This is a genomic window from Cupriavidus necator (assembly GCF_016127575.1).
Lineage (GTDB): Bacteria > Pseudomonadota > Gammaproteobacteria > Burkholderiales > Burkholderiaceae > Cupriavidus > Cupriavidus necator_D.
On the sequence record NZ_CP066018.1, the window covers coordinates 663,764 to 684,248 of the forward strand.

Annotated in this window: 15 protein-coding genes and 1 tRNA gene; 6 read left to right on the top strand and 10 right to left on the bottom strand. The window is 67.4% G+C overall.

Features of this window, described 5'->3' with window-relative positions; translation table 11 throughout:
- Positions 1-387: 387 nt before the first annotated feature.
- Together I6H87_RS03135 and I6H87_RS03140 are read left to right on the top strand one after the other, a co-directional pair.
- On the top strand, positions 388-1,401 hold the full coding sequence (locus tag I6H87_RS03135; protein WP_231881386.1) for a fimbrial protein: 1,014 nt from the start codon (positions 388-390) through the stop codon (positions 1,399-1,401).
- 64 nt (positions 1,402-1,465) lie between these two features.
- Positions 1,466-1,867 (top strand): hypothetical protein, encoded by a 402-nt coding sequence (locus tag I6H87_RS03140; protein WP_010812974.1) that lies wholly within the window; start codon positions 1,466-1,468, stop codon positions 1,865-1,867.
- A gap of 64 nt (positions 1,868-1,931) precedes the next feature.
- Here the strand turns inward: I6H87_RS03140 and I6H87_RS03145 are convergent, their stop codons facing one another.
- Entirely contained in the window at positions 1,932-2,426 is a 495-nt protein-coding gene (locus I6H87_RS03145) for a cyanophycin metabolism-associated DUF1854 family protein (protein WP_010812975.1), read from the bottom strand.
- A complete protein-coding gene (locus tag I6H87_RS03150) occupies positions 2,416-4,707 on the bottom strand; it encodes a cyanophycin metabolism-associated ABC transporter (RefSeq protein WP_011614692.1) in 2,292 nt (763 codons plus the stop codon). Before I6H87_RS03150 ends, I6H87_RS03145 begins: the two co-directional genes overlap by 11 nt.
- Before the next feature lie 240 nt (positions 4,708-4,947).
- Between I6H87_RS03150 and cphA (I6H87_RS03155) the strand changes: the two genes are divergently transcribed.
- Positions 4,948-7,581 (top strand): cyanophycin synthetase, encoded by a 2,634-nt coding sequence (gene cphA / locus I6H87_RS03155; RefSeq protein WP_011614691.1) that lies wholly within the window; start codon positions 4,948-4,950, stop codon positions 7,579-7,581.
- A 46-nt stretch (positions 7,582-7,627) separates the two neighbouring features.
- Positions 7,628-10,198, top strand: coding sequence for a cyanophycin synthetase (gene cphA, locus I6H87_RS03160; protein ID WP_011614690.1), 2,571 nt, complete (start codon positions 7,628-7,630; stop codon positions 10,196-10,198).
- A gap of 60 nt (positions 10,199-10,258) precedes the next feature.
- Here the strand turns inward: cphA (I6H87_RS03160) and I6H87_RS03165 are convergent, their stop codons facing one another.
- From I6H87_RS03165 to I6H87_RS03180, 4 genes are all read right to left on the bottom strand, one after another.
- Positions 10,259-10,918, bottom strand: coding sequence for an amino acid ABC transporter permease (locus I6H87_RS03165; protein ID WP_010812979.1), 660 nt, complete (start codon positions 10,916-10,918; stop codon positions 10,259-10,261).
- Positions 10,919-11,027: 109 nt separating this feature from the next.
- A complete protein-coding gene (locus I6H87_RS03170; protein WP_011614689.1) occupies positions 11,028-11,849 on the bottom strand; it encodes a transporter substrate-binding domain-containing protein in 822 nt (273 codons plus the stop codon).
- A gap of 200 nt (positions 11,850-12,049) precedes the next feature.
- Entirely contained in the window at positions 12,050-12,961 is a 912-nt protein-coding gene (locus I6H87_RS03175) for a glutamate/aspartate ABC transporter substrate-binding protein (protein ID WP_011614688.1), read from the bottom strand.
- A 121-nt stretch (positions 12,962-13,082) separates the two neighbouring features.
- Complete coding sequence (locus I6H87_RS03180) at positions 13,083-14,366, bottom strand: D-amino acid dehydrogenase (RefSeq protein ID WP_041687641.1); 1,284 nt, start codon at positions 14,364-14,366, stop codon at positions 13,083-13,085.
- Positions 14,367-14,492: 126 nt separating this feature from the next.
- Here I6H87_RS03180 and I6H87_RS03185 point away from each other — a divergent pair, with 126 nt between their 5' ends.
- Together I6H87_RS03185 and paeA are read left to right on the top strand one after the other, a co-directional pair.
- Complete coding sequence (locus tag I6H87_RS03185; protein ID WP_010812983.1) at positions 14,493-15,473, top strand: LysR substrate-binding domain-containing protein; 981 nt, start codon at positions 14,493-14,495, stop codon at positions 15,471-15,473.
- A gap of 82 nt (positions 15,474-15,555) precedes the next feature.
- Entirely contained in the window at positions 15,556-16,875 is a 1,320-nt protein-coding gene (gene paeA / locus I6H87_RS03190) for a polyamine export protein PaeA (protein WP_010812984.1), read from the top strand.
- On the opposite strand, the gene I6H87_RS03195 is transcribed toward paeA, so the two are convergent.
- The 4 genes from I6H87_RS03195 to serS form a co-directional block, all read right to left on the bottom strand.
- The gene (locus tag I6H87_RS03195; protein ID WP_011614685.1) at positions 16,757-17,887 is read right to left on the bottom strand and encodes a phosphatase PAP2 family protein; all 1,131 of its coding nucleotides are present in this window, start codon (positions 17,885-17,887) and stop codon (positions 16,757-16,759) included. The genes paeA and I6H87_RS03195 overlap by 119 nt on opposite strands.
- Complete coding sequence (locus I6H87_RS03200) at positions 17,880-18,809, bottom strand: DUF1653 domain-containing protein (RefSeq protein WP_011614684.1); 930 nt, start codon at positions 18,807-18,809, stop codon at positions 17,880-17,882. Before I6H87_RS03200 ends, I6H87_RS03195 begins: the two co-directional genes overlap by 8 nt.
- A gap of 174 nt (positions 18,810-18,983) precedes the next feature.
- Positions 18,984-19,073 (bottom strand) — tRNA-Ser (locus I6H87_RS03205).
- 90 nt (positions 19,074-19,163) lie between these two features.
- A complete protein-coding gene (gene serS / locus I6H87_RS03210) occupies positions 19,164-20,468 on the bottom strand; it encodes a serine--tRNA ligase (RefSeq protein ID WP_011614683.1) in 1,305 nt (434 codons plus the stop codon).
- Positions 20,469-20,485 lie beyond the last annotated feature (17 nt).

A 20,485-nucleotide genomic window follows, 5' to 3' on the forward strand; every position in this document is an offset into this window, starting at 1 on the left:
TTGTCGGCGGGCGCCCGATTCATGACAGACAAGTATCAGTTCATGCCTTGCACTCTTCAGACGGCATGGCCTGCCTGCAGCCCCTCGGACTATAGCCAGTAACCGGCGGCAATGCGCCTGTCGTTTTCCTCAATGGCGGGACGAAAGCGAACGGAAGTCCGGATGACAGAGCCTTGCGGCATGATGCCGATCACGGGGCTGTTGGGCGGTTCTTGCGTTCCAGTGGCGTGAGACTTCTGACCCAGATTTAAGGCAAGCCTTATTTCTGCCGGAATGCGCCACACCTATCGTAGTAGCGTAACTTCAACCGGCATGCCGGAAAGCCGGACGGCCGGCCCACAACCTGGCCGTTTGTGCATGCGCGCATGCCATCACGGCGAACCTGCCATGAACCGAAAGCAATTAATCAGCGCCCTGCGCCACTGGCTGGTGGTACTTGCATCCCTTGCGGTCCCGCATTTCGCTCAAGCGGCCTGCAGCGCCACGCCGGCGATGCCATATCTGCAAACACTGAGCGACATGGCTGTCGCCGCCAACCTTGCCGTCGGCAGCACCATTCCCGGCACGGTGCACTACTACACATTCAGCGGCACTTGCACCTACGTGCCACCAGCGGTTGTGGCCGGCGCTCCTATCATCTCCTGCTACTATGGCAACGGCACCGAGGTCATGCCGGGCGTGTACTCCACCGGCGTCCCCGGCATCGGCATCCGGCTGCGCAATGCAGCGGGCCAGCCCATGACCAATGCAGCCGGTGTGAAATGCGATACTCGCAGCGCGAACCTTGGTTACCTGGACGCCAGCCTGAACTATTCCGTGTCGGTATCAGTGGAATTTGTGAAGACCGGGCCGATCATCTCAGGCAGTCTCGATCCTGCCCAGACCCGATTCGGCTTCGGCGTCTATGACGGCAGCACGGCGGGGGGACTGGGTGGCACCAGCAACTACATCGGCCTCAGCGGCAACGTGACACCGCGGGAAATTTCCTGCAACAGTACCTACCCCCCGGTGGTGAACCTGCCAGCAATCAGCGCACTCACGCTCGCAAACCAGGGGGTGGGTGGCAACACGCCTTTCGCCATCCAGCTGACCTGCAGTGGCGGAGCCATTGTCGGCATGACGCTGGACGCGGCCGCGGGTACGCCGGTGGCCTCGGCCGGAGCCGGCATCCTCGGCATCACCAATGCCGGGACGGGCGGCATGGCCAGCGGCGCAGGCGTGCAGATCGTCAATGCGAGCGGCACCGAGCCTGTACCCCTGCAGGTGCGCAATGCGATGGGCAACATCACGGCCAACGTCCCCGCCACATACCGCTTCGGCGCGCGCTACATCGGCCTTGGCGGCACGCCCTCCCCGGGGACGGTATCAAGCGCGATGATCTTTACCATGGATTATCAGTAGCGCGCACGGAAGCCGCACGGCGAAGGACTACAATAGGCGGTTGCAGTCCTTGAAGGCTTTCGCCATGTCTGACCATCCCCGCTTCACCATCAACCGTTCCATGGTCGCGCTGGTCCCGGAACAGCCGTTCCTGGACTGGATCCAGGCGGTCGATCCCCAGCCGGTGGCCGGCCTCACGCTAGAGCAGGTGCGCGAGGACCAGAGCGTGTTTCTGCTGCCGGAAGAGCTGGCCGATACGCACGACAACGCCTTGCGCTGGGTCGAGAAGCGCTGGCAGGAATTCTTTGAATTCATGCTGGGCGAGTGGTTCGATGACTCGATGTGGCCCGAGGAACTGTCGCTGCAGATGTTCCGCGAGTGGTTCAGCGTGCGCTACCACTCGATGGTGTTCGACATGGCGCCTGACGTGCCGGTCATGCACGATGACTGGGACGACGAAGACGACGCATCCGAGATGCTGCACTAGGAACAAGGATCAGGAACCCGGCCGGCAGCGCGCCGGCCCGGGTTTCGGCGTCGCCAGCGACACCTCAGAGGAAGCGGTCGAGGATCTTGCGGCTGTGCTTGTCCAGCGCCGTCAGGTCGCGGATCAGGTAGTGGATGCCGTGCGTGTCCGATATCAGCAGCGTGCTGCCGGCCAGGCGCCGGATTGCCTCTTCGCCGCGCAGCACCAGCTCGGTCTTGCCGCGATCGGTCTGCACCGTCCACACGCTGGGCGTGGCGTAGGTCGACACGCTGACGATACGCTGGATCTCCGGCATGAACTCGCGCGAGGCGAGTTCCGCTTCGATCATGTCGCGCTCTGCCTGCGGCACATCCTCCAGCCGCGGAATCCACACCACCTCATGCCCGTCGGTGCTCATCAGGCCGATGCCGCCCTGCGGCGCGGAAATCGGGAAGGCGCGCACCGGCACCACGCCTTCGTGGACGGTGCCGTCTTCGGCGATCAGGACCAGGCGGCCAAAACGATTGCGATCTAGCGTAAACATGGGTGTCGGCGTGGTGGCGGGAACGTCATTGGGCATTGGCGGCCTCCGGCGTTTCGATCGCTTCGTCTTCGCCGTCCTCAGTGTCGACATTGCGCGCCTGCGCCTGGTACAGCTTGTAGTATGCGCCTTCGCGCAACAGCAGCTCATCATGGCTGCCGACTTCGACGATCTGGCCGCGGTCCATCACCACCAGCCGGTCGGCCTTGCGCAGTGTCGACAGGCGGTGCGCGATGGCGATGGTGGTGCGGCCCTGCACCAGGTTGTCGAGCGCCTTCTGGATTTCCTTCTCGGTGGCGGTGTCGACCGACGAGGTGGCCTCGTCCATGATCAGGATGCGCGGGTTGATCAGCAGCGCGCGCGCGATCGAGATGCGCTGGCGCTCGCCGCCTGACAGCGCCTGGCCACGCTCACCGACCAGCGAGTCATAGCCGTGCGGCAGGCGCAGGATGAACTCGTGCGCATGCGCGGCGCGCGCGGCGGCGATGATCTCCTCGCGCGTGGCGTCGGGCTTGCCATAGGCAATATTGTCGGCAATCGTGCCGAAGAACAGGAACGGCTCCTGCAGCACCAGGCCGATATGGCGGCGGTACTCCGACACCGGCAGCGAGCGGATATCGACGCCGTCGACGCGGATCGCGCCCTCGGAAACATCGTAGAAACGGCAGATCAGGTTGACCAGCGTGCTCTTGCCCGAGCCGCTGTGCCCCACCAGGCCAATCATCTCGCCCGGCTCGATCGACAGGTTCAGCCCGCGGATCACCGCGCGGTTGCCGTAGCGGAAGCCCAGGTCGCTCATGTCGATGGCGCCTTCGACCTTGTCCAGCTTCGCCGGGCGCACCGGCTCCGGCACGCTCGAGACATGGTCGAGGATGTCGAAGATGCGCTTGGCGCCGGCAGCGGCCTTCTGCGTCACCGAGACGATCCGGCTCATCGAATCCAGGCGGGTATAGAAGCGGCTGATATAGGTCAGGAACGCCACCAGCACACCCACCGTGATGGCGCTGTGCGACACCTGCCAGATGCCGAACACCCACACGATCAGCAGGCCGATCTCGGTCAGCAGGGTGACCGTCGGCGTGAACAGCGACCATACCGCGTTGACGCGGTCGTTGATCGCCAGGTTGTGCTTGTTGGCCTCGCGGAAGCGCGACACCTCACGCTTTTCCTGGGCAAAGGCCTTGACCACGCGGATGCCGGGGATGGTATCGGCCAGCACATTGGTGATCTCGGACCAGATCCGGTCGATCTTCTCGAAGCCGTGGCGCAGGCGGTCGCGCACCAGGTGGATCATCCAGGCGATGAACGGCAGCGGCACCAGCGTGACCAATGCCAGCCACGGGTTGATCGACACCAGGATCACCGCCGTCATGAGGATCATCAGCACGTCGGTGGCAAAGTCCAGCAGGTGCAGCGACAGGAAGACGCAGATGCGGTCGCTTTCCGAGCCGATGCGCGCCATCAGATCGCCGGTGCGCTTGCCGCCGAAGTATTCCAGCGACAGCTTTAGCAGATGTTCGTACGTAGTAGTGCGCAGATCGGCGCCGATACGCTCCGATACGCGCGCGAGCAGGTAAGTGCGCGCCCACCCCAGCGACCAGGCCACCAGCGCCGCCCCCAGCAATCCCGCGAGGTACAGACGCACCAGCCCGTAGTCGATCGGCACCCCGTTCTGGAACGGGATCAGCACCTTGTCCATCAGCGGCATGGTCAGGTACGGCGGCACCAGCGTGGCCGCGGTGGACAGCAGCGTCAGCAGGAAGCCCGCCAGCAGCTGCCACTGGTACGGCCGGGCAAAGCGCCACAGGCGCAGCAGCGCCCAGGTCGACGGCGGGGTTTCCAGCTCCCGGCTGCATTGGGGGCACTGTTCCTCGTCCGGCGGCAGCGGCGCCTTGCAGGTCGGGCACAGCACTTCGCCCGCCCCGCCCGCCGGGCGCGCGCCGGCGGCATCGCGCTGGAATTCGAACTGGTCGGCCAGCCGCAGCGCGGCCGGATTGTAACCAAGCGTGTATCGCCAGCTCGCCAGCCGGCCTTCTGGACCGCTCAGTTCCAGCGCGCCCACGCCCGCGTGGTCGGTGTGCGACAGGCGCAGGGAGGTCCCGATGTTCCATTCCCGCACATTTTTTTCACCGGGAGCCCGGGCAACGATGCGCTGGTCGGTCACAACCAGCCACCCTTGGGTAAAATGCAGCTTCGCGTCGAGGTCCAGAGCCAGTCCGGCCAGGACGGTCTCGCCGGGTCGGAGCCACGATCCGGATTCGGTACGCCAGGGCTCGTCGGCAGCAGGGGCGGTAGGGACAGGCAGGGAGGACTGGGTCATGGATGGCGCGGCGTGCGTCCAGGGGGTACGGACATAACTTGAAACAAATTTAGGCCGGGCACGCTCTGGCGGCCCGCGAATTCGCCCGCAGTATACATAACGACGAACGCGCGAGTACTCCTGATGCACTGCACAATCACTTTTACACGAAGAAAGTCAACCCGCTCTGTGCTGTAACGTTACTGAAAGGTTAGGCTTCCATTTCTCGGGCGGTTCCGCCCACTGCCTCAAGCTAATTCAATGAAAAAGAAGGACATTGAGATTTTCGATGTCATGTCGCTGCGCGGCCCGAATATGTGGACATATCGGCCCGTACTGGAGGCATGGGTCGATATCGGGGAACTGGAGGACTTTCCCTCCAACACGATTCCGGGGTTCCACGAGCGCCTGTCGGCCTGGCTGCCGTCGCTGATCGAGCATCGCTGCAGTATCGGCGAGCGCGGCGGCTTCCTGCAGCGCGTGAAGGACGGCACCTGGCCCGGCCATATCCTGGAACACGTGACGCTTGAGCTGCAGAACCTGGCGGGCATGCCCGGCGGCTTCGGCAAGGCGCGCGAGACCCCGGTGCGCGGCGTCTACAAGGTGATCGTGCGCGCCTGGCACGAGCAAGTCACCCGCGTCGCCCTGTTCACCGCCCGCGACCTGGTCATGGCCGCGATCGAGGACCGTCCCTTCGACGTCCCCGCCGCCGTGGACAACCTGCGCCGCCTGGTGGACGAGCATTGCCTGGGCCCCAGCACCGCCTGCATCGTCGATGCCGCGGACGACCGCGACATCCCGGCGATCCGCCTGTCGGACGGCAACCTGGTGCAGCTGGGATACGGCGCGCGCCAGCGCCGCATCTGGACCGCCGAGACCGACCGCACCAGCGCCATCGGCGAAAGCATTTCGCGCGACAAGGACCTGACCAAGAGCCTGCTGGAGTCCTGCGGCGTGCCAGTCCCCGAGGGCCGCATGGTCGATTCCCCGGCAGACGCCTGGGACGCCGCCGAGGACATCGGCGTGCCGGTGGTGGTCAAGCCCTATGACGGCAACCACGGCCGCGGCGTGTTCACCAACCTGATGACCCGCGAGGAAGTCGAGACCGCCTACGGCGTGGCCATCGACGAAGGCAACGGCGTCATCGTCGAACGCTTCATCCCCGGCAACGAGCACCGCCTGCTGGTGGTGGGCGGCCGCCTGGTGGCCGCCGCCATGGGCGAGACCGCGAGCGTGGTCGGCGACGGCAAGTCCACCATCGACGAGCTGATCGAGCTGCAGATCAATTCCGATCCGCGCCGCGGCACCACCGAGGATCATCCGCTGAACCGTGTGCGGCTGGACTCGGCCGCGCGCCTGGAACTGAAGCGCCAGGGCATGAACGCCAGCTCGGTACCGCCCGAAGGCCGCACCGTGCTGATCCAGCGCAACGGCAATGTCGCCTTCGACGTCACCGACCGTGTGCACCCGAGCGTCGCTGCGCATGCGGCGCTCGCCGCGCGCGTGGTCGGGCTGGACATCGCCGGCGTGGACCTGGTGGCCGAGGACATCTCGCGCCCGCTGGCCGAGCAGCGCGGCGCCATCGTCGAGGTCAACGCCGGCCCCGGCCTGCTGATGCATATCAAGCCGGCCGAAGGCACGCCGCGCCCGGTCGGCCGCGCCATCGTCAACCACCTGTTCCCTGAGTCCGATGACGACCAGGGCCGCATCCCGGTGGTGGGCGTGACCGGCACCAACGGCAAGACCGTGGTCGCGCGCCTGGTGGCGCGCCTGCTGCAGCTGTCGGGCAAGCATACCGGCCTGGCCTGCAGCGACGGGCTGTTCCTGGACCGCCGCCAGGTGGAAAGCGGCGACCGCGCCAACTGGGAATCGGGCCATCGCATCCTGATGAACCGCGCGGTCGAGGCCGCCGTGTTCGAGAACGACAGCGGCAGCATCCTCTCCGAAGGCCTGGCCTACGACCGCTGCCAGGTCGGCGTGGTCACCAATTTCGACCAGCCCGACCACCTCGGCGACTACTACGTCGAGGACGAGGACCGCATGTACAACGTGCTGCGCACGCAGGTCGACGTGGTGCTGGAGACCGGCGCGGCCGTGCTCAACGCGCGCGACGAACGCCTGGTGGAGATGGCCGGGCTGTGCGACGGCGACGTGATCTTCTTCGGCCTGACGCCGGAACTGCCTGCTATCGTGTCGCACCGCGCCGCCGGCAAGCGCGCGGTGTACCTGCGCGAAGGCAAGATCGTGCTGGCCACCGGCAGCAGCGAAACCGCGCTGGTGGACGTGGCCGCGGTGCCGCTGACCTATGCCGGACGCGTCGCGTTCCAGGTCGAGAACGTGCTGGCGGCCGTGGCCGCGGGCTGGGCGCTGGGCATTTCCAACGACCTGATCCGCGCCGGCGTGGTGACCTTCGATGTCGGCCAGGTCGACGTGCCGGGCCGCTTCACGCTGTTCGAGCGCAACGGCGCCACCGTGGTGGTCGACGACGCCCACAACGCGCCCGCGCTGGAAGCCCTGGCGACCGCGCTGGAGCGCTTCCCGGCCGAGCGCCGCATGGTGGTCTACGGCGCCGGCATGCAGCGCCGCGACGAAGACCTGGTGCGCCAGGGCATGGCGCTGGGGCAGCATTTCGACCGCGTCTTCCTGTGCGAGGACCGCAGCGTCAAGCGCGCCCTGCCCGATGCCGAGGCGCGCGCGCTGCTCAAGCAGGGCCTGTACGAAGGCCGGCGCGTGACCAAGATCATCGACGAAGGCACGCGCGCCAGCGCCATTGAAACCGCGCTCAGCCAGCTGGTGCCGGGCGACCTGCTGGTACTGCAGTGCGACGAGGCCGCCACCGGCGCCACCGTCGACCTGGTGCACCACTGGATGGGCCAGCCTGCGCGCCGCGCCTGACGCGGCCCCAAGCTCAACCGCGCATAGAAGACACGGAAACCGTTCTATGGAAGTCTCACGTATCCGGGCCCTGCGGGGCCCGAACCTGTGGTGCCGCCACACCGCCATCGAGGCGATCGTGGCCTGCCAGGATGCCACCAACATGCTGTCGGCGCTGCCCGGTTTTGAAGACCGGCTGCGCGCCCGTTTCCCCGAAATCGGGCCGCTGCGCCCGGACGAGGAGTCGGGTGAGCTGTCGCTGGCCCACGTGCTGGAAGTGACCGCGCTGCGCCTGCAGGCCGCCGCCGGCTGCCCGGTCACCTTCAGCCGCACCGCGCAGACGGTCGAGCCCGGCACCTACCAGGTGATCGTGCAATACAGCGAGGAAGAAGTCGGCCGGCTTGCGTTCGAGCTGGCCGAGGCCCTGTGCCGCGCCGCGCGCAACGACACCCCGTTCGACCTGGCAGACGCGCTGCACCGCCTGCGCGAGCTGGACGAGGACGTGCGCCTGGGGCCCAGCACCGGCTCCATCGTCTACGCCGCCGTGGCGCGCGGCATCCCCTACCGGCGCCTGACGCAGGGCTCGATGGTGCAGTTCGGCTGGGGCAGCAAGCAGCGCCGTATCCAGGCCGCAGAGACCGACCGCACCAGCGCCGTGGCCGAATCGATCGCGCAGGACAAGGACCTGACCAAGACCCTGCTGCACGCCGCCGGCGTGCCGGTGCCGCTGGGCCGCTCGGTGCGCAGCGCCGAAGAGGCCTGGGCCGCAGCGCAGGAAATCGACGCCCCGGTGGTGGTCAAGCCGCGCGACGGCAACCAGGGCAAGGGTGTGGCGGTGCGCATCCGCACCCGCGAGGAAGTGATGACGGCCTACGAGGTCGCCTCGGACATCAGTTCGGACGTAATCGTCGAGCGCTATATCCCGGGCCATGACTTCCGCCTGCTGGTGGTCGGCAAGCAGCTGGTGGCGGCCGCGCGCCGCGACCCGCCGCAGGTCATCGGCGACGGCGTGCATACCGTGCGCCAGCTGGTCGAGGAAGTGAACCGCGACCCGCGCCGCGGTGAAGGCCATGCGACCTCGTTGACCAAGATCCGCTTTGACGACATCGCGCTGGCCACGCTGGCCAAGCAGAACCTGACCGCCGATTCCGTGCCGGCCAACGGCACGCGCGTGGTGTTGCGCAACAACGCCAACCTGTCCACCGGCGGCAGCGCCACCGACGTCACCGACGACGTCCACCCGGACATCGCCGCGCGTGCCGTGGCGGCGGCGCAGATGGTGGGCCTGGACATCGCCGGCGTCGACGCCGTGTGCGAGACCATGCTCAAGCCGTTCGAGGAACAGGCCGGCGGCATCGTCGAGGTCAACGCCGCGCCGGGCCTGCGCATGCACCTGCAGCCGTCGTACGGCAAGGGCCGCGCGGTCGGTGAAGCCATTGTCTCGACCATGTTCTCCGATGGCGACGATGGCCGCATCCCGGTGGTGGCCGTGTCCGGCACCAACGGCAAGACCACCACGGTCCGGCTGATCACCCACATCATGGCCACCAGCGGCCTGCGCATGGGCATGACCGGCACCGACGGCGTGTATATCCAAGGCGAGCGCATCGACACCGGCGACTGCAGCGGCCCGCGCAGCGCGCGCAACGTGCTGCTGCACCCGGACGTGGACGCCGCCGTGTTTGAAACCGCGCGCGGCGGCCTGCTGCGCGAAGGCCTGGCCTTCGACCGCTGCGACGTGGCGGTGGTGACCAACGTGGGCGAAGGCGACCACCTGGGCCTGTCCTACATCAACTCGGTGGAAGACCTGGCGGTGCTCAAGAGCGTGATCGTGCAGAACGTCGCGCCGCACGGCATGGCGGTCCTGAACGCAGCCGACCCGATGGTGGTGCGCATGGCCGACGCCTGCCCCGGCAGCGTCACCTTCTTCGCCCACGATCCCAACCAGCCGGCCATGGCCACGCACCGCGCGCAGGGCAAGCGCGTGGTGTTCGTGGACGGCGCCGACATCGTGGCGTCCGAAGGCGATACTGAAGTGCGCATCGCGGTAGCCGAGGTCCCGCTGACGCGCAACGGCACCATCGGCTTCCAGGTCGATAACGCGATGTCGTCGATCGCCGCCGCGTGGGCGCTGGGCATCGACTGGCCGACCATCCGCCGCGGCCTGGCCACCTTCGTCAACGACGCGCAGACCGCCCCGGGACGCTTCAACGTGTTCGACTACCGCGGCGCCACGCTGATCGCCGACTACGGCCACAACCCGGATGCCATCCTGGCGCTGTGCAACGCTGTCGAGACCATCCCGGCCAAGCGGCGCATGGTGGTGATCAGCGGCGCGGGCGACCGCCGCGACGACGACATCCGCCGCCAGACCCAGATCCTGGGCGGCGTGTTCGATGAAGTCATCCTGTACCAGGACCAGTGCCAGCGCGGCCGCGCCGACGGCGAGGTGCTGGCGCTGCTGCGCGAAGGCCTGCAGGGCGCGCAACGCGCCGGCCAGGTCGAGGAGATCCGTGGCGAGTTCCTCGCCATCGATACCGCGCTGTCGCACCTGCAGCCGGGCGACCTGTGCCTGGTCCTGGTGGACCAGGTGGAAGAGGCGCTGGGGCATATCGCCAGCCGCATCGCGCAGGGCTGACCGGCCCGGCGATAAAAAAAGGCCAGCTCCGCAGAGCTGGCCTTTTTCTTTGCGCGCCGATCAGTGGCGTCCGGGCAGCGACAAGCGCCGCTCCAGCATATGCTGCACCCCCGACAGCCCCGTGCTCAGCACCCAGTAGATCGCCGCCACCGCCAGGTACAGAGGCAGCGGCTGGTAGGTGGCCGCGATCACCTCCTGCGCCGTGCGCAGCAGCTCGGTCACGGTGATGACCGATACCAGCGAGGTGTCCTTGATCAGGCTGATCAGGCTGTTGGACAGGCTTGGCACCGCCAGCCGCAGCGCCTGCGGGCCGATCACGTAGCGCAGTGCCTGCGCCGGCGTCAGGCCCAGGCTGTAGGCTGCCAGCCATTGGCCGCGCGACACGCCCAGGATGGCCCCGCGCATGCTCTCGGACAGGTAGGCGCCGACGTTCAGGCTCAGCGTCAGCACGCCCGCGGGCGTGGGCTCCAGCGCGATGCCGATGCCCGGCAGCCCGTAGTAGACGACAAAGATCTGCACCAGCAGCGGCGTGCCGCGCATGATGCTGACGTAGGTGCGCGCCGCCGCCTTGAGCACACGGCTATGGCTGATGCCCATCAGCGCCACCACCGTGCCCAGCATCAGCCCGAACACCATCGACCACAACGCGAACTTGATGGTCAGCAGCGTGCCCTGCAGCAGCACTGGCAGGGAATCGGTGACAAGCTGGAGAGCGGACATGGGCGTGGCGGCGGCAGAAGAATGAAAAAGAAAACGGCGCGGCAGCCATGCAGACCGCGGCGCCGCGACATGATACCGCCCGGCTTGCTGGCCGGCTTACCTGACTGGCTTACTTGATTGGCTTACCGGCGGGCCTGGTCACGTCGGTGCCGAACCACTTCACCGAGAGCTTGCCAAGCGTGCCGTCCTTGCCCAGGTCATCCAGCGCGTGGTTGATGGCCTGCGCGAACTTGGGGTTGTCCTTGCGGAACGGGATGGCCACCTGCGTGGTGGCACCCGCCACGATCGCGCCCGGCCGCAGCGGCAGGTTGGCGGTCTTGACCAGGTAGGCGACCATCAGCCGGTCGTTCAGCGCGGCGTCGACGCGCTGTGCCGCGAGGTCGCGCAGGTACTCAGGCGCGCCGGGATAGGTCTTGACGTCGATGCCCGGCACCGACTTGGCCAGGTCGTTGAAATTGCTGCCCAGGCTGACGCCGAGCTTGTGGCCCTTCAGGTCTTCCAGCGACTTGAACTGGCGCTTGTCGTCCTTGCGCTGGATCAGCTGCGCATCCGAGTAGACGTAGGGCGTGGAGAAGTCCAGCACTTGCTGGCGCTGAGGCGTGACGTTGACCTGGTTGACGATCACGTCGAACTTGCCCGCCTGCAGGCCGGCAATGATGCCGCTCCACTCGGTGGTGACGAACTCCGGCTTCACCCCCAGCTTGCCCGCCACCGCACGCGCCACGTCCACGTCAAACCCTTCCAGCTCGTTCTTCGCGCCGCGGAAGCCGAACGGCGGATACGTGCCCTCCAGGCCGATCTTTAGCACGCCGGCCTGCTTGACGGTATCGAGCAGGTCGGCGGCCTGCGCCGCGGTGGACGCCAGCCCGGCGCCGGCAAGCAGCGAGGCAGCCAGCAGGGATTTGAGCCAGCCAGTACGAATCGATCGCATATGTTCTCCAGTGGATGCGGATAAGCAGTGTGGGGGACAGACAGCGCCGGAGGCCGCTTGTGAGGGCCGCCGGCCAGTTGTGCTGCTATGAGCCTATATCGGGCTCAACACTACCGCAAACACTATCGAGCGCTAAATACTGATTCATTATGGCTAAATAACCGCCGGACCTGATACGGCCAGGCCGTGGCGCCCTGCCCTTACTGGTAGGCCTTGTCGTTGGGCGCCGCGAACAGCGCCTTCATGTCGGCCGAGAGCGGGTAGTTCATGTTGATGCCGCGCGGCGGGATCGGCGACATGAACCACTTGTTGTACAGCTTCTCGGCACGGCCGCTGGTCTGCAGGTCTGCGATCACGCCGTCGGCCAGCTTCTTGAACGAGGGATCGTCCTTGCGGAACATGCAGGCGTAGTTCTCGGTCTGCAGCGGCGCGCCGACCACCACCCAGTCGGCCGCGCTCTTGGCCTTGGTGCGCTCGCCGTACAGCAGCGGCTCGTCCATGACGAAGGCAGCGGCGCGGCCGGTCTCCAGGATCAGGAAGGACTGGCCGTGGTCCTTGGTGCTGATCAGGTTCATGTTCATGGCCTTCTCGCCGTTCATCTTGACCAGCAGGCGCTCGCCGGTGGTGCCGGCGGTGGTGACCACATTGCGGTCCTTCAGGTCGGTGAACTCCTTCACGCCCGAATCCTTCCTGGTCAGCATCTTGATGCCGTAGACGAACATGCTGTTGGAGAACGCCACCTGCTTCTGGCGCTCCAGGTTGTTGGTGGTGCTGCCGCATTCGATGTCGATGGTGCCGTTCTGCACCAGCGGGATGCGGTTCTGCGAGGTGATCGGGGTCAGGCGCATCTGCAGGCCGGGCATCTTCAGTTCGCTCTTCACCTTGTCGACAATCTGCAGCAGGATCTCGTGCGAATAGCCCATGACCTCCTTGCCGTCGGTGTATGAGAACGGGATCGACGATTCGCGATAGCCAAGCGAGATCACGCCGCTGTCCTTGATCTTCTTCAGCGTGTCGCCATCGGCGGCATGGGCGGCGCCGGCGGCCAGCAGCAGCGTGGCGGCCGCAAGCGCGCGGCGGGTGGCGGATCGGTGGGGGTGCAGTGATTGCATGTGGCGCTCCTTGTAGTGGGGCTTGGTCATTGAGGCATGTTTCGTGGACGGCGTCGTGGCTTGCGGACGCACGGGTACGGCATGAACCAACACTTGCCTGCGGCGCTAGCGGGACAGGACGTTAGGCGCACGCAGCATCAAAATCCTCTGCTTCGACGGCCGGACGGCGCCCTGCCAGCCGGTCGGCCAGCAGGCCGGCGCTGCCCATCGCCAGCGTAAAACCGAGCGCGCCATGGCCCAGGTTCAGCCATAGCCCGGACACCCGCGACGGCCCCACCAGCGGCAGGCCGTCCGGCGTGGCCGGGCGCAGCCCGGCCCACGGCTGCAGCTGCGCCAGCGGCAGCTCGGGCACGATGCCCTCGAACAGCGCGCGTGTCTGTGCCACCAGCGTGCCGACCCGCTCCGGGTCGATGCGGGTGCCGCCGCGCACCAGGTCGGCCATGCCCGCCACCCGCAGTGTATTGCCGATGCGCGCGTAGACGATCTTGTTGGCAAAGTCCGTCACGCTGATATGCGGCGCGCGCGTGCCGCTGGCCAGCGGCACCGTGATGCTGTAGCCCTTGAGCGGCCACAGCATCGGCCGCACGCCCAGCGGGCGCAGCAGCGGCACGCTGCCGATGCCGCCGGCCACGATCACTACGTCGGCCGGCACCACGCCGCTGGCGGTCCGCACGCCGGTCACGCGCCCACCCTGCTGCACCAGCTCTTGCACGACGGTGCCGAAGCGCATCGACACCCCGGCGTGCGCCCCGTCTTGCAGCAACCGTGCCAGCGACAGGCAGAAGCGGTGGCAGTCGCCCACTTCCTCGCTCGGCGTGTAGATGGCGCCGGCAATCTCGTTGCGGATGCCGGCCAGCGCGGGCTCCAGCGCCACGCAGGCATCGCGGTCCAGCGCCTGCTGCTCGCAACCCAGGCTGGCCTGGTAGTCCAGCAGCCGGCAGGCCGCGTCGAACGCCGCCGCATCGCGGTGCACAACCAGTTTGCCGCGCCGCGCAAAATCGAAACCGGCGCCAACATCGTCATGCTGGTGCCGGGCCACGAAAGCCTGCATCAGGTCGCGTGAATAGAACCCCAGCCGCAGCAGCTTGCGCGTGGTGGCTTCACTGGTGGCGGCATTGCAGGCGCCCATGAAGGCTGCCAGCCAGCGCCACTGCGCCGGGTCGGCCGCGGGCCGGAAGCGCATCGGCGAATCGCGCCGCAGCAGCCAGCCCGGCACCTTGGCCATCACGCCCGGCCCGGCCAGTGGCGCCACATAGCTGTAGCTGAGCTGCCCGCCATTGGCAAAGCTGGTCTCCTCGGCCGGCCCGTCGTGGCGCTCCAGCACCGTCACCTGGTGGCCGTCCTCGGCCAGGCGCCACGCCGTCGTCATGCCGACCACGCCGGCGCCCACGATCACTACCTGCATTGCCATCCCTTGATTGCTTTTTCCCGATCCGGCAAAGCGTAGTGCAGGCGGCGCGGATTGCCCAATGCGAATACGTGCCAGAATATGTCATCAGGCTATGGATGCCTGCCCGCTTCCCGGATTGCCATGCGCTTGCGCCAGATCGAAGTCTTCCGCGCCGTGATGCTGACCGGCACCGTCAGCGAGGCCGCGCGCCTGCTGCACGTGTCCCAGCCGGTGGTCACGCGCGTGCTGCAGCACGCCGAGGCCTCGCTCGGCTTTCGCCTGTTCGAGCGGGTGCGCGGCCGGCTGCAGGCCACGCCCGAGGCCAATGCGCTCTATGGCGATGTCGAAAGGCTATATGGCGAGATCGAGCGCGTGCGCCGGGTCTCGGAAAGCCTGCGCCACAAGGGCGCCGGGCGGCTGCGCGTGGCCGCCACCCCCAGCCTGGCCAACCCGCTGCTGGTGCCGGCGGTGCGGCGCTTCTGCGCGCGCCACCCGGACACGCAGGTGCAGGTGCTGACCCACCATACCGACGAGATCGTCGGGGCGCTGCTGGCCAACCAGATCGACCTGGGCTTTGCCTTTGCGCCGCCGGGCCACGAGGCCATCGCCAGCGAGCCGGTGGCCAGCGGCCGCATGCTGCTGGCGGTGCCGCGCGGCCAGCCGCTGCCCGCCGGCGGGCGCCGCCAGGTGGTGCCGATGCAGCGGCTGATGGAGCGCGCCTTCATCGGCTATGACGACAACAGCTCGCTCGGGCTGCTGGTGCGCCAGACCCTGGCCCGGCACGCGCTGGAGCCGCGCTCGACGCTGGAGGTGCAGACCTATTCGCTGGCGCTGGCCCTGGTCGATGCGGGGCTGGGCGTGACCCTGCTGGACCAGTACACCGCGCTCAGCGCCAGCCCCGAGCGGGTCGCGCTGCACGACGTGGCGCCAGTGCTGCCGTTCGAGGTCCAGATGCTGCGCGCCAGCCATCGCGCCGGCTCCAGCCTGGCCGACGACCTGCGCGCGCAGTTTGCGCTGGCCGCCGCGGAACTGGCCGCAACGCTGCCGCAGCGGCTGGAAGCGCCAGCCGCCAGCTTTGACGCCACGCCCCGGAGCCGCGATCGAGGTCCGCCTGATGTCTGACTGATGTCCGATTGACAGCCGCGCGCGGCGTGCACCATCATCAAGCCGCCTGCAGGCACAACCTGCGTGCGCCAAACCGCCTATGTTCGTCCTGACCCTGATCGCCCTTGTCCTTGTCAGCGCCTTTTTCTCGGTCTCCGAGATCGCGCTGACCGCCGCGCGCCGCACCAAGCTGCAAGTCCTGTCGGAGCGCGGCGATGGCCGCGCCACGCGCGTACTGCGGCTCAAGGAAGAGCCCGGGAATTTCTTCACGATCGTGCAGATCGGCGTCAACAGCGTGGCCATCCTGGCCGGTATCCTCGGCGAGAAACATGTATCGGACCTGCTGCTGGAAACGCTGTCGCCCTATATGCAGGTGGTCCACGCCCAGCGCGTGGCCAATATCGGCTCGTTCCTGATCGTGACGCTGCTGTTCATCCAGTTTGCCGACCTGATCCCCAAGCGCATCGCCATGACCTTCCCCGAGCGGTGCGCGGTGGCGGTGATCGACCCGATGCTGACGCTGCTGCGCGTGCTCAAGCCGCTGGTCTGGATCTTCAACGCCGCCGCCGATGCCACGCTGCGGCTGCTGCGCCTGCCGACCAAGCCGGTCGACCAGATCACCACCGAGGACATCGCCGCGATGGTCGATGCCGGCGCCGAAGCCGGCGTGCTGCACAAGCATGAACTCCACCTGATCGAAAACGTGTTCGAGCTCGAGTTCAAGAGCATTACCGCGATCATGACGCCGCGCGACGACGTGGTCTACCTGAGTCTCGACGAACCCGCCGACAGCGTGCGCCGCAAGCTGGTCAACCAGCCGCACGCGCAATACCCGGTGTGCGGGCACGACCTCGACGACGTGCAGGGCTATATCGATTCCAAGGACATCCTGCAGCTGCTGCTGGCCGACGAGAGCGCCACCGTGATCAACAATATCGGCCGCCACCACGACAAGAACGTGCTGGTGATCCCCGACACGCTGACCCTGTCCGAGGCGCTCACGCGCTTCCGCGAGATGCACCAGAACTTTGCCGTGGTGATGAACGAATACGGGCTGGTGGTGGGCATCGTCACGCTGGACGATATCGTCGGCGCGCTGATGGGAGACATCCTGTATTCCAGCGAGGACGAGCAGATCGTGCGGCGCGACGACAGCTCCTGGCTGGTCGACGGCCTCACCCCGCTGGTGGACCTGAAGAAGGCGCTGGATCTCGACACCCTGCCCGGCGAGGACTATGTCGACACCGCGGCCGGGCTGGTGATCTATTCGCTCAAGCGCATCCCGAAGAAATCCGAGTCGATCACCGTGGCGGGCTATCGCTTCGAAGTGCTGGACATCGACCATCACAAGATCGACCAGCTGCTGGTGTCGCGCCTGCCGCAGGCGCCGGAAGCCGAAGCGCCGCCACGGCTGGCGTAGGCGCGACGGCCTGCCGGTAGCGCTCCAGCGTATCCGGCAGCCGGAACCACGCCACATAGCTGAACGCCACCACCACCGCTGCCGCCGCCACCGCGCCCAGCCGCCATGGCGCCACCGATTCCTTCGGCGCCGGCACGTGCAGCGTGCGGTAAGCCGTGCCGAGCAGCGCGATCCATGCCAGCCCCAGCGCATAGCCTGCAGCGACATCCGACAGCCAGTGCATGCCCAGGTACAGCCGCGATACCCCGATCGCCGCCACCGCCACCACGGTCAGTGCCAGCACCGGGATGCGCACGCGCCACGGCTGGCGCAGGCACATCAGGAAGGCCAGGAAGCCATAGGTGACCATGCTGCTGGTGGCGTGTCCGCTGGGGAAGGAATACGATTCCAGGCCGCTGTAGATGCTGGCCGGGCGCATGCGCGCCATGCCCAGCTTGAGCGCCATCACGCAGGCACGCGCCCCCAGCAGCGCGGCGGCCCAGTACAGGGCCACGGTCCAGGCGCGCCGCCAGCACAGCCACGCGAACACCGCCACGCCCACCGCCAGGGAAATGCGCGCGCCGCCCAGTTCGGTCACTGCCACCATTGCGATATCGAGCCAGTCGGTACGCAAGGCACGCAGCCATGCAAACACGATCTGGTCGATGCGCACCACGCCCCCGCTTTCTGCGACCTCGCCGGCCAGCCAGAACAGGGCGCTGCCGCAGGCCAGCAGCACGGCGCCGGCCAGCAGGACCACCAGCAGCTCGGCCATGTCGCGCTCGAGCATGCGCAGCGTGAGCGTGCTCAGCCGGCGCGGCTGTGCGGCCACGCGCGCGGACAGTGCGCCGGCCCCCCACACGCGCCACCGGTCCAGCCAGCGCACCACCGGCCGCAACAGCGCCACCAGCAGCGGCACCAGGCTCAGCAGCAGCACCGTCACCAGCGTGAACAGCGCCAGCAGCCCGAGCGCCGTGCCCGGCGTGAGCCAGGCCTCGGCGAAGGCGCTCGCGCCTGCCGGCACGTCAATCACGGGACGCACCCGCGGCGCCGACGATGCGGGCGATATTGGCGCGCGCCGGCGCCTCGCAGTCGGCAAAGGCGTCGGTCAGGAATAGTCGCGGGCGCTGCGCCAGCTTGCCCAGGAACGCCGCGCGGCGGCGCATGAATTCAGTCTCCAGCGCCTCCCCCTGGAGACCGGTGCGGGCGGCCAGCATGGCGCGGTTCTCGGCGAACACATCCAGGCTGTGGGCATCGAACATTTCCGAAGCCGCGGCCAGCCTGAGCAGGTCGAGATCGAGCACGGTGTCGGCGCCGGCAATGCTCGGGCCATGGCCGCGCGTATCGAGCACGATCTGCGCGGCACGCTCCAGCACCGCGCGGTCCTCGCCGGGCGCCACCGTTTCGATCAGCGCGGCTGAGGCGGCTTCGTTGTGCCCGCACCCCGCCACATAGACCGCGTCGTGGCACAGCACCGCCAGCGCCTGCGCGCGGTCCAGCGCAATGCCGCGCGCGTGGGCGGTCTCGAACATCTCCAGGATATGGCGGCGGTCGTGGTAGTGCCGGTACGGCGTATCGTGCAGCGCCAGCACATCGAGCACCGCCTGGCGGGGCAGGAAGTCCAGGCACGCCAGCGCCGCGGGCCAGGCGGGCGCAAAGCGCGGCACCTCGCCCTGCGGCGTGGCCACCGGTGCGCTGAACACATCGGCGCGGCGCACCCACAGCAATGAGGGATCGCGCATCGCGCGGTAGACCACCACGGGCGCGAGATCGGCCTCGAAGCGGCCGATGCCGACTGCCGTGTAGGCGCCGCCCTTGTAGTGCCGGTACGGCATGCCGGCGACCAGGTTGGGGTCGGCCGGCAGTTCGGCCGGATCGCCGTGGAAGGCCGGTGCTGGGGGTTGGCTGGCGGGTGGCTGTGTCATGGTGCGGCATCCTGCGTTGCGGATCGCCATGATAGTGCACCCGGCAGCGCGTCCGGTACGCGGGCCAGTGCCGCGGCCCATGCCCGCCGCATGAAAAACCGGCCGCGGAAAAAACAAAACCGACGCGCACTGTCGTGGGCGTCGGCCTGAGTTTTACTACACTGTTGTTGCCTGCCGGTGGTCGATTCCGACAGCTTCTTGTTTTGGCGGAGAGGGTGGGATTCGAACCCACGGTACCGTCGCCGGTACGCCTGATTTCGAGTCAGGTACATTCGACCACTCTGCCACCTCTCCGGTAACTTGTTGCCGTGTGGCGAAACCGAAATTATAGCCATGTCCGGCCAGCCGATGCAATAGGCTGGCAGCGGATTTTTTCGGTTCGCTTTACATCTCCGGTTCCAGGCGGGTGATGCCGCCCATGTACGGCTGCAGCGCGGCCGGCACGGTGACCGAGCCGTCTGCGTTCTGGTAGTTCTCAAGGATCGCCACCAGCGTGCGGCCCACGGCCAGCCCGGAGCCGTTGAGGGTGTGCACCAGCTCCGGCTTGCCCTGCCCCGCGCGCATGCGCGCCTGCATGCGGCGCGCCTGGAAGTCGCCCATATTCGAGCACGAGCTGATCTCGCGGTAGGTGTTCTGCGCGGGGATCCACACTTCGAGGTCGTAGGTCTTGGTGCTGCCGAAGCCCATGTCGCCGGTGCACAGCACGATGGTGCGGAACGGCAGCTCCAGCTTCTTCAGGATTGCCTCGGCGTGGCCGGTCAGTTGTTCCAGCGCCTCGAACGACTGCGCGGCCGGCACCACCTGCACCAGCTCGACCTTGTCGAACTGGTGCTGGCGAATCATGCCGCGCGTGTCCTTGCCATACGAGCCGGCCTCCGAGCGGAAGCACGGCGTATGCGCGACAAAGCGCAGCGGCAGCTTCTCGCCGGCGACGATGGCGTCGCGCACGATATTGGTCAGCGGCACCTCGGCGGTCGGGATCAGGTAGAAGTTCTCGATGCGCTCGCCGTCTTCGCTGCCGACCTTGCGCGGCACCTTGAACAGGTCTTCCTCGAACTTGGGCAGCTGGCCGGTGCCGCGCATCGAGGCGGCGTTGACCATGTACGGCACGTACATCTCGGTGTAGCCGTGTTCCTGCGTATGGGTGTCGAGCATCAGCTGGACCAGCGCGCGGTTCATGCGCGCCAGGCCGCCGCGCAACATCGAGAAGCGCGAACCGGTGACCTTGACCGCGGTGTCGAAGTCCAGGCCCAGCTTATCGCCCACGTCGACGTGATCGCGCACGGCGAAGTCAAACTGGCGCGGCTCGCCCACGCGGCGCACTTCAACGTTCTGGGTTTCGTCGTTGCCCACCGGCACGCTTTCATGCGGCAGGTTGGGGATGGCCAGCATCAGCTCGGCCAGGTGCGCCTGGATCTCGTCCAGCCGCGCGGCCGAGGCCTTGAGCGTGTCGCCGATGCCGCCAACTTCCGCCATCACGGCCGAGGCGTCCTCGCCCTTGCCCTTGAGCATGCCGATCTGCTTGGACAGGCTGTTGCGGCGCGCCTGCAGTTCCTCGGTCTGGGTCTGCAGTTGCTTGCGTTCGGCCTCAAGTGCCTGGAACGCCGCAACGTCGAGTTGGTAGCCGCGCGTGGCAAGGCGTTGCGCCACGGCGTCGATGTCTTTGCGGAACAGCTGGATGTCGAGCATGTTGCTTTGGTGAAGTG